General features: G+C 53.1%; 14 protein-coding genes. 8 read left to right on the top strand and 6 right to left on the bottom strand.

Going from position 1 to position 12,361, the window contains the following annotated elements; genetic code table 11:
- Positions 1–40: 40 nt before the first annotated feature.
- Complete coding sequence (locus tag KGA69_RS19515) at positions 41–640, bottom strand: TetR/AcrR family transcriptional regulator (protein WP_045392477.1); 600 nt, start codon at positions 638–640, stop codon at positions 41–43.
- A 134-nt stretch (positions 641–774) separates the two neighbouring features.
- On the opposite strand from KGA69_RS19515, the gene KGA69_RS19510 reads away from it, so the two are divergent.
- The 3 genes from KGA69_RS19510 (at position 775) to sodC (ending at position 2,554) form a co-directional block, all read left to right on the top strand.
- The gene (locus KGA69_RS19510) at positions 775–1,017 is read left to right on the top strand and encodes a DUF1289 domain-containing protein (protein ID WP_161801910.1); all 243 of its coding nucleotides are present in this window, start codon (positions 775–777) and stop codon (positions 1,015–1,017) included.
- A 48-nt stretch (positions 1,018–1,065) separates the two neighbouring features.
- On the top strand, positions 1,066–1,962 hold the full coding sequence (locus KGA69_RS19505; protein ID WP_045392474.1) for an aldo/keto reductase: 897 nt from the start codon (positions 1,066–1,068) through the stop codon (positions 1,960–1,962).
- Between the two features lie 70 nt (positions 1,963–2,032).
- On the top strand, positions 2,033–2,554 hold the full coding sequence (gene sodC, locus KGA69_RS19500) for a superoxide dismutase [Cu-Zn] SodC (RefSeq protein ID WP_045392471.1): 522 nt from the start codon (positions 2,033–2,035) through the stop codon (positions 2,552–2,554).
- Here the strand turns inward: sodC and KGA69_RS19495 are convergent.
- Genes KGA69_RS19495 through KGA69_RS19485 form a run of 3 tightly spaced genes read right to left on the bottom strand, consistent with a single transcriptional unit; the run spans position 2,547 to position 5,714 of the window.
- Complete coding sequence (locus KGA69_RS19495) at positions 2,547–4,571, bottom strand: FUSC family protein (protein WP_045392468.1); 2,025 nt, start codon at positions 4,569–4,571, stop codon at positions 2,547–2,549. The two genes, sodC and KGA69_RS19495, sit on opposite strands and share 8 nt — an antisense overlap.
- Positions 4,571–5,467: an efflux RND transporter periplasmic adaptor subunit gene (locus tag KGA69_RS19490; protein ID WP_045392466.1), complete on the bottom strand. Its 897-nt coding sequence runs from the start codon at positions 5,465–5,467 to the stop codon at positions 4,571–4,573. Before KGA69_RS19490 ends, KGA69_RS19495 begins: the two co-directional genes overlap by 1 nt.
- A 10-nt stretch (positions 5,468–5,477) precedes the next feature.
- Positions 5,478–5,714 carry a DUF1656 domain-containing protein gene (locus tag KGA69_RS19485; RefSeq protein ID WP_015366868.1) on the bottom strand — a complete coding sequence of 79 codons (237 nt, stop codon included), beginning with the start codon at positions 5,712–5,714 and terminating at the stop codon, positions 5,478–5,480.
- Between the two features lie 172 nt (positions 5,715–5,886).
- On the opposite strand from KGA69_RS19485, the gene slyA reads away from it, so the two are divergent.
- Positions 5,887–6,327 carry a transcriptional regulator SlyA gene (gene slyA / locus KGA69_RS19480; RefSeq protein ID WP_020078997.1) on the top strand — a complete coding sequence of 147 codons (441 nt, stop codon included), beginning with the start codon at positions 5,887–5,889 and terminating at the stop codon, positions 6,325–6,327.
- A 37-nt stretch (positions 6,328–6,364) separates the two neighbouring features.
- Here the strand turns inward: slyA and KGA69_RS19475 are convergent, their stop codons facing one another.
- Together KGA69_RS19475 and slyB are read right to left on the bottom strand one after the other, a co-directional pair.
- Positions 6,365–7,720 (bottom strand): sensor domain-containing diguanylate cyclase, encoded by a 1,356-nt coding sequence (locus tag KGA69_RS19475; RefSeq protein ID WP_213292603.1) that lies wholly within the window; start codon positions 7,718–7,720, stop codon positions 6,365–6,367.
- A gap of 221 nt (positions 7,721–7,941) precedes the next feature.
- Positions 7,942–8,409, bottom strand: coding sequence for an outer membrane lipoprotein SlyB (slyB, locus tag KGA69_RS19470; protein ID WP_045392464.1), 468 nt, complete (start codon positions 8,407–8,409; stop codon positions 7,942–7,944).
- A gap of 264 nt (positions 8,410–8,673) precedes the next feature.
- Here slyB and anmK point away from each other — a divergent pair, with 264 nt between their 5' ends.
- The 4 genes from anmK (at position 8,674) to tyrS (ending at position 12,327) form a co-directional block, all read left to right on the top strand.
- Positions 8,674–9,798: an anhydro-N-acetylmuramic acid kinase gene (gene anmK / locus KGA69_RS19465; protein ID WP_047077704.1), complete on the top strand. Its 1,125-nt coding sequence runs from the start codon at positions 8,674–8,676 to the stop codon at positions 9,796–9,798.
- An 85-nt stretch (positions 9,799–9,883) separates the two neighbouring features.
- Positions 9,884–10,213: a C-type lysozyme inhibitor gene (mliC, locus tag KGA69_RS19460; protein WP_161801899.1), complete on the top strand. Its 330-nt coding sequence runs from the start codon at positions 9,884–9,886 to the stop codon at positions 10,211–10,213.
- Between the two features lie 57 nt (positions 10,214–10,270).
- Positions 10,271–10,927 (top strand): pyridoxamine 5'-phosphate oxidase, encoded by a 657-nt coding sequence (pdxH, locus tag KGA69_RS19455; protein ID WP_045392565.1) that lies wholly within the window; start codon positions 10,271–10,273, stop codon positions 10,925–10,927.
- A 125-nt stretch (positions 10,928–11,052) separates the two neighbouring features.
- Positions 11,053–12,327: a tyrosine--tRNA ligase gene (gene tyrS / locus KGA69_RS19450; protein WP_045392458.1), complete on the top strand. Its 1,275-nt coding sequence runs from the start codon at positions 11,053–11,055 to the stop codon at positions 12,325–12,327.
- Positions 12,328–12,361 lie beyond the last annotated feature (34 nt).

Below are 12,361 nucleotides of genomic sequence, written 5' to 3'. Positions count from 1 at the left end.
GTAGACCGGTCGTCTTGTAACTGGTTAAATAAAACGCCTGTTAAACCGCAGGCGCTGCAATGATCTGTTTGGCGTGAGCAAGGGCGCTTTCCAGCGGCGTTGCGCTACGCGTAATTTTGGCCTGTAAATTGGCTCCCAACCACAACGAGTACAGCACCTGTGAAAGGGTAATTGCTTCCCCCTCAAACAGCAGGCTACCCTCCAGGCGGCCTTTTTCCAGCGCTTCGCCCAACAGGGCGATAATCTGGCTGGCGCCTTTATCCATGGCGGTACGCATATCTTCCGACAAGTCGCACACCTCTGCCGACAGCTTCACGGTTAAGCAACCGCTGATAATGCCCTGTTGGCAAAACTGATTCAGCGTGTGCTGATAGTAGGCCAGCAGTCGGTCGCGGTAGTTGCCTTCGCCATGGTCAAAATGGTCAACCAGGCGCTGCAGATAGCCGGTGTAGTGATGTTCAAGCAACGCGACGCCGAAGGCTTCTTTTGAGCGAAAGTAGTGATAGAAAGAGCCTTTCGGCACTTCCGCGGTTTTCAGAAGTTCACTTAAGCCCATTCCGGTAAAACCACGATGCATGCATAGTTGTTCGCCGGTGACGAGGATGTGTTCTCGGGTATCGCATTCGCTGTGTCTGTTCATGGGGCACACTGTAGTAGACCGATTGGTCTAATGCAAGCAAAATGATCATTCTGCGAGGATAACAAACCAACAAAAGTTGCGCGCGAGCGGCAGAGCGTCTTCAATGAGAGACAGAGAGAATAAACGGGAGAGCGGTGGTGGCAGAGCAGCTTGAGTTTTTCCCGGTACAGAGTCCGTGCCGGGGAATATGTCAGTCCGATGAACGCGGTTATTGTCGCGGCTGTTTTCGTAGCCGTGATGAGCGCTTCAATTGGCAAAAGCTGAGCGATGCGCAAAAACAAGAGGTCCTGCGTCTGTGCCGCCAGCGTTTACTGCGTAAAATTCGCGCGGCTAAGCAGGCGCCCGCGGAAGAACCGCAGCAACCCTCACTGTTTTGACGACAAATATGCGTATACTCAGAACACTTTTTTGTCGAGGAAGCGTTTATGGTTCAGCGTATTGCTATGGCTCCGCAGGGGCCGGAATTTTCACGTTTTGTTATGGGTTACTGGCGGCTAATGGACTGGAAAATGTCCACAGACGCGTTGGTTGGTTTCATTGAGCAGCACCTGGATCTAGGAATTACTACCGTCGACCACGCCGATATCTACGGCGATTACCAGTGTGAAGCCGCTTTTGGCGAAGCGATGAAGCGAGCGCCGCACCTGCGTAGCCGTATGGAAATCGTTAGCAAGTGTGGGATTGCGACTAAAGCGCGTGCGGAAAATACCATTGGTCACTATATCACCGATCGCGACCACATCATTCTTAGCGCCGAACAATCGCTGCGCAATCTGGCGACCGATCATCTCGATTTACTGCTGATTCATCGCCCGGATCCGCTGATGGATGCCGACGAAGTCGCAGAGGCTTTCCTCGCGCTACATCATAGTGGGAAAGTGCGCCACTTTGGCGTATCTAACTTTACGCCGGCGCAGTTTACGCTATTACAATCGCGCCTGCCTTTCACCCTGGCTACTAACCAGGTCGAGATCTCACCGGTACATCAGCCTCTATTGCTTGACGGTACCCTCGATCAGCTCCAGCAGTTGCGCATTCGACCGATGGCCTGGTCGTGTCTCGGCGGCGGACGCCTGTTCAATGACGAGAGCTTCCAACCGCTGCGCGACGAGCTGGCGCAAATTGCCCAGGAGCTCAATGCAGATAGCATTGAGCAAGTCGTCTATGCGTGGGTGCTGCGCCTGCCGTCGAAACCGCTGCCGATTATCGGCTCGGGCAAAATCGAGCGCGTGCGCTCGGCGATTGTGGCGGAAAAACTGCCTATGACGCGCCAGCAGTGGTTCCGCATTCGTAAAGCGGCGCTGGGTTACGACGTTCCTTAAACCATCTTACGCCTCCGGATGCCGCTACCTGGTTTACACTTATCAGGGATACGGCTAATCCGGAGGTGTTATGCAACGATGTTTACTCGCTATTTTCACTCTCGCATTTTGCGCTGGCGCGCAGGCCGCCAGTGAAGATGTCTCCCTCAATCTTGTCACCAGCCAGAGCGTTGGCCAGGCCGTCGGTAGCGTTAAAATTACTGAAACCGACAGAGGCCTTGAATTTACTCCCGATTTACGCGCGCTTCCGCCGGGCAAACACGGTTTTCATATCCACGCTGAGGGAAGCTGCCAGCCTGCGATAAAAGACGGTAAAGCGGTCGCCGCCGGCGCGGCGGGAGGTCATTTCGATCCGCAACATACCGGTAAGCATGAAGGGCCGCTGGGCGCGGGGCATCTTGGCGATCTTCCACTGCTGGTGGTCAACGACAATGGGGTGGCTAACCAACCGGTTATTGCCCCGCGTCTGAAAACGCTCGCGGAAGTGAAGGGCAAAGCGCTGATGGTTCATGTCGGCGGCGATAATATGGCCGATAGCCCGCAGCCGCTGGGCGGCGGCGGCGAGCGTTTTGCCTGCGGGGTGATTAAGTAGTCCGTTCAGTAATGGTGCCGGCAATCGGCGCCTGTTCCAGCTGCGATAGCGAGCAGTATAACCGCCAGATTATCGCCGCCAGCTCTTTAGCCGCCGGCTGATGATGATGGTTAAGGGTATCGCAGATCCGCTGCAACTCCAGCAACGTCGAGGCAAGTGGACGTTGCTGGACGCCGCGTTCGCTCATGACGTCGCGAAGCAGGCTGATACACAAGTCGCGTACTTGTGAGAGGGGGTCTGAACGTGTCTCCCAATCACGTAGTTGCCACACGACATGCGAGCAGTTGAGCAGCACTACGCCCCAGCGCAGCAGCCAACGCCGCGCCAGCGCGTCCTGGCTGCTGCTCAACTGGCTAATGTGGTGATACACCAGAGACTCAAATTCGTGCTCGCTATGCTGCGGGCGGCGGCTCAACTGATCGACAAAGTGACGCCGTAACGCACGGATATGGCGGCGACTTTTCCGCGCATCTGAGCCGGGACTGATAACCGCAAAGGCAAGCCACGCCAGACCAACACCGATAATTTTGCCGAGATTATCATTAAGAAACGAGGCAAAGTCATAAACCGGAGGGTTGGTGACCGAAATAAACGATCCCATAAAGACGATTAACTGCCCCCATAGCCCAGCGAACTTCGGCATCTGGAGTTTCAATAACTGCATGGTGGTGAGCAGCGGGAACAGAAACAGTAAAAACTGCCACAGGTCGGTTATCTGCACCATTAAGCCAAACTTCACCACAAAACTGAACAGCGACAACAGCACCAGGGTACGCATCAATAAGGTGAGCGATTTAAAGGGCGACGGCGATATTGAGTAGAGTACGCAGCTAATGGCGGCGAGGGTGAGCGCGGCGGCGCAGGCCTGCCATTGGGTGCTGATACCCCAGGCGCCCACGGCCACCAGCGCGCAGAAGGTACGTAAGCCGTTCCATAACGCTTCAGCCTGATCGGTATGACGCGACAGCGCCGGCGCTGAAGGGACATTAAACTCGGTGATAGCGCTGGCGTTCTCGATGCGGCGAAGCCAGCGGCTGCTTTCGAGATAGATACGACAGAAATAACGCAGCCGTTTCCAGAACGCCAGATGGCGATAGTCGGCGTTAGGGCCGGGGGCCAGCGGCACCAGAATCCGCGCCACGCTATAAACATTTGCGTGCGGATTGGCGAGCTCGCTGAGTAGCGTTTCGAGCACCGCCCGCGTATTGCCAGGCGCGTCCGGCCAGTTCAATAACATTCTTCGCAGGCTGGAGATGACGCTGGTCATTCGCAACTGCTGATGCAGCAGATAATTCAGCAAGGGATTCTGCCGTCTGAAACGGTAGTGGCTCCAGAAGGCCTGGATACGCAGCAAATTCATGGTCAGGATCTGGCCGATGACGCTTTCATGGGCGCTACGAATCGCATCGGTGGTTTCCGGCACCCACAGCAGGCTGGCATGCTCTAATAGCCGGGAATGCATATTCTTCAGTGCCGTCAGCAGCGTGACGCCATCTGAGGTACTGGGCAGGATCATCATCATGAACCCGCCGGACAATATCCCCACAATCACTTCACAAACTCGCGACTGAGCGATAGTCCACAGTTCATTCGCGTCGGCAACATTAATAACCGGGAAGGCGATAATTGCGCAGGTATAGCCTGCCAGTTGAAAAGCGTAGGCGACGTTATTGGTGAACATCGCGCAGGCCCAGGTACAGAGCGCAATCCAGGCTGAGATACTGAACAAGAATAGCCACGGGTCGTTAAGGGTATGGCCGGCCAACAGCAGGGCGGCGCAGGCGCCGAGCAGGCTGCCGGCGATACGGCCAAAGCTCTTGCTGATAACGCCGCCAACGGTCGGGAAGCTGACGACTGCGGCGGAGGTCATTGCCCAGTAGGGCTCATCAAGATCCAGCGCATAGGCGATGCTAAGCGCCAGACACATCGCAATGCCGTTGCGTAACGCGTAGCGCCATTGCGGACGGCTGGCTTTAAACCACGGCAGTGATTGCCAGCGCAGAGCCTGCAGCTTCATTACTGTCCGCCAATCGATACGGTGCAAGTGGTACCTGAAACCAGTGTGACGTCCGCAGGCAGCTTATCGAACTCAATACGTACCGGTACGCGTTGCGCGAGGCGTACCCATGGAATGTTGGGTTTAATATTAGCGACCAGCGCCGAACCGCCTTCGACGCTCTGATCAACGATGGCGCGGCCGATGCTGGAAACGTGACCCTGTAACGTTTGTTTGCTGCTATAGAGAACGACCTGAGCGCTAGCGCCTTCGCGGATGTGACGCAGTTTGGTCTCTTCAAAATAACCCAGGACATAAAAAGAATGACTATCAACCAACGCAAATACCGGGTGGCCGACGGAGGCGTAATCCCCGACCCGCGTTGACAAATTAGTGATCCAGCCATCAACCGGCGCTTTGACCTCGGTTTGCGTCAGCTGCCACTGCGCATGTTCCAGCGCGGCTTGCGCCACGCCAACCACCGCTTTAGCCGCCTCATAAGTGGTATTGGCGGTATTCAAAGCGGTATTAACGGTTTCCATATCTTCAGCGGAGATGAAGTTTTGCGAAAGACTGCGGCGGCGAGTAACGTCGCTGGCGGCCTTGGTTTGCTCGGCTTTGGCTTTTGCCAGTTCCGCTTTGGCTTTTGCCAACTGCGCCTGAGCGTTTAAAACCGCAATGCGATAGGGGGTATCGTCAATGCGGAACAAAACGTCGCCGGCTTTGACCAACTGGTTGTCTTTAACATTCAACTGCAAAATACTGCCGGAAACCTGAGGCGTAATGCCGACCTGTTCGGCGCGAATTTTGCCATCCCGCGTCCATGGTGACTGAGTGTAGTAATTCCATACCAGCCAGGCGGCGATAATCGCAATAGCGGCAATAATTAAGGTTGAGAGATATTTTAGTTTCTTCATGAAATGAGCATCACAAGAGAGTCAGGAGAACCAGCGCCAGGCAAACGGCCAGCGCAAACAGGGAAAGGTCCATCAGCAGGGGATGCCAGATTTCGCCGGCGTACATCCAGTCGCGTAGCTGACGATGAACGATTAACCAGATAAAGAAACCAAGCACGACGGCTTTAAATAACGGGGGAAAATAGATAGAAGCGCCGAACACCAGGTCCTGTAGCGACAATCCGGGAGTGTTAAGACTCAGTTTCACAAGCAAAAATCCTTTGCCGTTGCAGGGATAATGTTCTTGGTGATGAATTAGTTCACATTGTAAATCATTGTCTTGAATTTAGTGAATCAAGTAATTCATTTGTTTTGGTAATTTAAATGCTGCACACTATTCTAAAAGCAGTATAATAACTTAGCAAGCTAATTATAAGGAGATGAAATTGGAATCGCCACTTGGTTCTGATCTGGCACGTTTGGTACGCGTTTGGCGCGCGCTGATCGACCATCGCCTAAAACCTCTGGAGTTAACGCAGACGCACTGGGTCACGCTGCATAACATTCATCAGCTACCTCCTGAGCAGTCGCAAATCCAGCTGGCCAAGGCTATTGGTATTGAACAGCCCTCTTTGGTGCGCACGCTGGATCAACTGGAGGAGAAAGGGCTTATTTCTCGCCAGACTTGTGCAAACGATCGCCGGGCGAAACGTATCAAGCTCACGGAAAAGGCGGAACCGCTGATCAACCAAATGGAAGACGTGATCGGCAAAACGCGTGATGAAATCCTTGCGGGTGTATCTAAGCAGGAAGTCGAAACGCTGCTCAACTTAATCCGTAAACTTGAAAACAATATCCTCGATCTTCAGGCAAAAGACTAGCCGGGAAAAGGGCTTTGCGTTCGCAAAGCCCTTTCTCTTATTCCTGCCAGACCACCACGCGATTGCGGCCACCGTTTTTCGCCGCGTACATAGCCGCATCCGCGCGTTTGACGCACTCTTCAGCCCCAATGTTGGAGCTCGAAACGGTGTAGACCCCCATACTAATAGTCATCCGTTCCGGCAGTGATGCCTGCCCGGCGCTGACCCACTGGCGAATTCGCTCGGCTATCGCCAGCGCATCATCAGCATCAGTATTTACCAGCAACAGGGCAAACTCCTCGCCGCCGATACGGGCGGCAATATCCTCACGGCGCACATGAGTTTGTAGTACGCTGGCGGCAAACTGAATTACCTTGTCGCCCTGAACATGGCCGTAGTTGTCATTGATGCGCTTAAAATGATCGAGATCGCTGACGATGACCGATAGCGGTCGTGTTGCTGAAGTCTGCGGTAGCAAACCGCTGAGCGTGTCGTAAAAGTAGCTGCGGTTGTACAGTCTGGTCAGCGGATCGCGGATAGAGTTCTGATACGAATTGATGTATTTGTTGTTAGAGTCGCGATAGAGAATAAAAACGTCACTTAACAGTACGAACAGCATAAATAACGTACTCAAAGTTTCGAACAGACGCGCCTGATTCCAGGCGATAATATGCTGACTACCTGTCGCTGTGAGTAATACGTTTAGCGTAAATATATAGGCAGCACAGAAAAATGCGCCGCTATACCAGAAGATATTACGTAGCTTGGTTAGTATAACCAATAATATCAACGTAAATACCCAGGAGAAAAATAGCAGCCAGCCCATCCAGTTATGCCATAACGGAGTAAAAGTGCTGGTGATGTCGTCGATAAAATCGATGCTTAATAATGGGCTGTTACTGGAGTGTAACCACGATAAAATAAGAATAGTAGCGCTAAAAATAAAACATCCCGTTAATATTAAAGTATGCGCGCCGGCCGCTTGATTAAGATACTGACGGTAGCGGTATATAATAATGGCAGTGATGAACAACACGACCATCAAAATATTACGGAATGAGTAAAAAATCAGCGCGTCATTTTGTTTAACAATATATTCGCTGTTGCACAGGAGCCAGCCGGGATAGCTGCTCAGGGTGCCCAGCATCAGTAAGGCGGAGCTGGCAAAGGCGAAGGCGATAGGCATCAGATAGAGACGGCTTTTATCACACCAATACTTCATGCTCATGAAACATGAAATAGTAATGTGAAAAATCATTAATATAATTGTCAGCAAAGGAAAAAGTGGTGATGAAGTCGTAGGGATACGATTAACGACTGAATCAGATAGTATATCAATCGTAATAATTGCCAGGCTGCAGGCGATGATATAAGCAAATAAGCGGTGCGATAATCGATTTAAATTCAGAGGCACAGGTAAACTCCCGCGATAAAAATGGGGGGTAAAAACGACGCGCAGGTCGCTAAATGAGAAAATCCACTTCAGGCTAACGAATTAATTAACGGGAAATATTGCGCAAACGCAAGTTGCCGTGCAGAAATATCAATAATATTGATATATGTATGATGAATATTTTGTGGTAAATAATGAATCTGGAGAATTAATGCGGCCAATTAAGGCCGCATTAGAGAGGCTTAACGCGGGGAAACCGTCACTTGACTGCCGCTGCCGGCAATGGCTACGCGCTGACCAACGGAGAACGGGGTGCTGCCCTGTTTCTGAACCACCATGATGGTATTGCCGTCATCTTTGCGGATTTCCAGCTCAACACCTTGCGTTTTGTTCATCGCGCCCTGTACGCCCTGACCGGCTACGCCGCCGGCAACCGCGCCTGCAGCGGTTGCAAGAGAACGACCGGTGCCGCCGCCGATGGTATTACCAAGGAAGCCACCGAGTACCGCGCCGCCAATCGCGCCGATAGCATTGCTGTCATCGCCGCTTTGGATCTGCACCGCACGGGTATGTACGATGGTACCGTAGGTCACGCTTTGCACCTGCTTGGCTTCTGATGCTGTGTAAACATCGCCAGATAGACCGCTGCTGCTAACGCAACCCGCCAGGGTTAAGCCAATCATCGAGACAGCCAAAACACGTAAAATCATTTATGAATCTCCTGTGTACCAAAAATGTTCCAGTGAACTTCCATGTGGTCAATTATATGGCATTTAAGCGTTCGCTGGCATAGCTTCCTTATGGACTGTTTAAAAATAATAAGGTTCGCTTTAACGACGAATAAACGTAAGTACTTTACCTAACAAATTGTCGCGGCAGAACTATTGTTAAAAAGTATTAGTGCGCCATAGCATTGAACCCTGCTTTATGATGCACTGATGGTTCTGCAAAAGTCATGGAATGAGGGTAGGCGTATGAAATCAGGTCGTTTTATTGGCGTAATGTCTGGCACCAGCCTTGATGGCGTAGATGTCGTTCTGGCGGCGATAAATGAAAACATGGTGGCGCAGCAGGCGAGCCTCTCGTACCCCATCCCGGTCAAACTGAAAGAAGAAATATTAGCGATTTGCCAGGGGCAGCAGCTGACCTTGTCGCAACTGGGACGTCTGGATACCCGTTTGGGGCGGCTTTTTTCGGATGCAGTATTAGCGCTGATGCGCCAGCAGAACCTTCAGCCTGAAGATGTTGTCGCCATCGGTTGCCATGGTCAGACGGTGTGGCATGAACCGACCGGCGATGCCCCGCACACCATGCAAATAGGCGATAACAACCAGATCGCTGCGCATACCGGCGTGACCGTTGTGGGGGATTTCCGCCGCCGCGATATGGCGCTTGGCGGCCAGGGCGCGCCGCTTGTCCCGGCCTTCCATGAGGCTCTGTTGGCGCACCCGGTTGAAAGGCGCATGGTGCTTAACATCGGCGGCATTGCCAACCTCTCGTTGCTGGTTCCTGGGCAGCCGGTACGCGGTTATGACACCGGGCCGGGGAATATGCTGATGGACGCCTGGATCTGGCGCCAGTGCGGTAAACCCTACGATAAAGACGCGCAATGGGCCAGTGAAGGCAAAGTCTTACTACCACTTCTGCAGGATATGTTAAGCGACCCCTGGTTCGCGTTACCCGCGCCGAAGAGCACCGGTCGTGAGTATTTCAACTATGGTTGGCTGGAAAAGCATCTGGCGCGCTATACCCATCTGCGGGGGCAGGATGTTCAGGCCACGCTGACAGAACTGACCGCGGTGTCCATCAGTGAGCAGGTTTTGTTAAGCGGCGGCTGCGAGCGTTTGTTAGTTTGCGGCGGCGGGGCGCGGAATCCGCTGTTGATGGCGCGTCTGGCGGCATTGCTGCCAGGGACTGAAGTCACGACCACCGATGACGCCGGTATCAGCGGCGACGATATGGAAGCGTTGGCCTTTGCGTGGCTGGCGTGGCGTGCGCTTGCCGGTCTGCCGGGGAATCTTCCCTCCGTCACCGGCGCCAGCGAAGCGACAATTCTTGGCGCCATCTATCCCGCGAATCGAGCGCAGAATCAGAGTTAACTGAAGTCGCTATTTTTTATTTACCGGTAAACTGGACGAAATTCCGGGAGGGCGGTTTGCTCTCCTGACCGGGAAAGTCGAAGGCATACACATGAAAAAAATTCTTATTGCGGTAGTTCCTTTTATGCTCGCTGGGTGTAGCTATTACAACCAATTCGTTGAACGGATGCAGACCGACACCCTTGAATATCAGTGCGATCAAAAACCGTTGACCGTCCATTTGAACAACGCTCGTCAGCAGGTGAGCTTTATCTATGATAATCAGCAATTAAACCTGACCCAGGGGCTCTCGGCTTCCGGGGCTCGTTATACTGATGGCGTTTATGTGTTCTGGTCGAAAGGCGACAGCGCCACCGTTTATAAACGCGACCGCGCGGTGTTGGATAACTGCCAGTTACAGACCGCGAAACGTTGAGATTTCCGTAGCGGGGGCGCACAATAACGCCACCCTATGACAACGATCTCAATGGTTATGTCTGATAACGACGAATTGCAGCAAATCGCGCATCTGCGCCGTGAATATACCCGTGGCGGCCTTCGTCGCCACGATCTTCCCGCTGAACCCCTGACGTTATTTGAACGTTGGCTGCGTCAGGCCTGCGACGCTAAGCTCGCAGACCCGACGGCGATGGTAGTCGCGACCGTTGATGAAAACGGCCAGCCCTATCAACGCATCGTATTGTTAAAGCACTATGACGAAAAAGGGCTGGTGTTCTATACCAACCTGGGTAGTCGCAAAGCACATCAAATCGAAAAAAATCCCCGTATCAGCCTGCTGTTTCCCTGGCATATGCTGGAACGCCAGGTCATGGTAATAGGTCAGGCAGAACGTCTGTCGACGCTGGAAGTGGTGAAGTATTTCCACAGCCGACCGCGCGATAGCCAGATTGGCGCGTGGGTCTCCCAACAGTCCAGCCGTATCTCCGCTCGTGGGATCCTGGAAAGTAAATTCCTCGAGTTGAAACAGAAATTCCAGCAAGGCGAAGTGCCGTTGCCAAGTTTCTGGGGCGGTTTCCGCGTTAGCATCGAACAAATGGAGTTCTGGCAGGGCGGTGAACATCGTCTGCACGACCGCTTTTTATACCAGCGGCAAAATGATGGCTGGCAAATCGACCGTCTGGCGCCATAAAGGACGCAAAATGTTGTTTTAAGCGCTGGTGCTACGTGCTCCGGCGCTTTATTCTATGTACCTTTCGCGTCTGGCGAAAAGTCGTGTACCGGCAAAGGTGCAGTCGTTAATACATGGAGAATTTGATGGCAAGCAGTAACTTGATTAAACAATTGCAAGAGCGGGGGCTGGTAGCCCAGGTGACGGACGAAGAAGCGTTAGCAGAGCGACTGGCGCAAGGCCCGATCGCGCTCTATTGCGGCTTCGATCCTACCGCTGACAGCTTGCACTTGGGGCATCTTGTTCCATTGTTATGCCTGAAACGCTTCCAGCAGGCAGGCCATAAGCCTGTGGCGCTGGTCGGCGGCGCGACCGGTCTGATTGGCGACCCGAGCTTTAAAGCCGCTGAGCGTAAACTCAATACCGAAGATACCGTGCAGCAGTGGGTGGATAAAATCCGTAAACAGGTTGCGCCATTCCTCGATTTCAACTGCGGCGACAACTCGGCGATTGCCGCGAATAACTACGACTGGTTCGGCGGCATGAACGTGCTGACCTTCCTGCGTGATATCGGCAAGCACTTCTCTGTGAACCAGATGATTAACAAAGAAGCGGTGAAGCAGCGTCTGAACCGTGACGATCAGGGGATTTCTTTCACCGAGTTTTCCTATAACCTGCTGCAGGGTTATGACTTTGCTTGCCTGAATAAACTGCACGGCGTGGCGCTGCAAATCGGTGGTTCCGATCAGTGGGGCAACATCACTTCAGGTATCGACCTGACTCGTCGTTTGCACCAGAATCAGGTCTTCGGTTTGACCGTTCCGCTGATCACCAAGGCCGACGGCACCAAGTTCGGTAAAACCGAGGGCGGCGCGGTATGGCTGGATCCGAAGAAAACCAGTCCGTACAAATTCTACCAGTTCTGGATCAACACCGCGGACGCAGACGTTTATCGCTTCCTGAAGTTCTTCACCTTCATGGACATTGCCGAGATCAATGCGCTGGAAGAAGAAGATAAGAACAGCGGTAAAGCGCCGCGCGCGCAGTACGTACTGGCAGAGCAGGTGACGCGTCTGGTCCACGGCGAAGAAGGCCTGGAAGCGGCTAAGCGCATTACCGAAAGCCTGTTCAACGGCAATCTGAGCGACCTGAGCGAAGCGGATTTCGAACAGCTGGCGCAAGACGGCGTGCCAATGATCGAAATGGAAAAGGGCGCCGATCTTCTGCAGGCGCTGGTGGATTCCGAGCTGCAGCCGTCCCGCGGTCAGGCGCGTAAAACCGTAGCCTCCAACGCGGTGACCATTAACGGTGAAAAACAGTCCGATCCGGAATATGTATTCAGCGATAGCGACCGCCTGTTCGGCCGCTACACCTTACTGCGTCGCGGTAAGAAGAATTACTGCCTGGTTTGCTGGAAATAAAAAATAAAACCAGGGCGTGGGAAACCACGCCCTT

Source organism: Klebsiella sp. A52 (genome assembly GCF_018388785.1).
GTDB classification, from domain to species: Bacteria; Pseudomonadota; Gammaproteobacteria; order Enterobacterales; family Enterobacteriaceae; genus Klebsiella; species Klebsiella aerogenes.
Note: the sequence above shows the minus strand (reverse complement) of the source record. Positions and strands in the feature narration are given on the sequence as shown.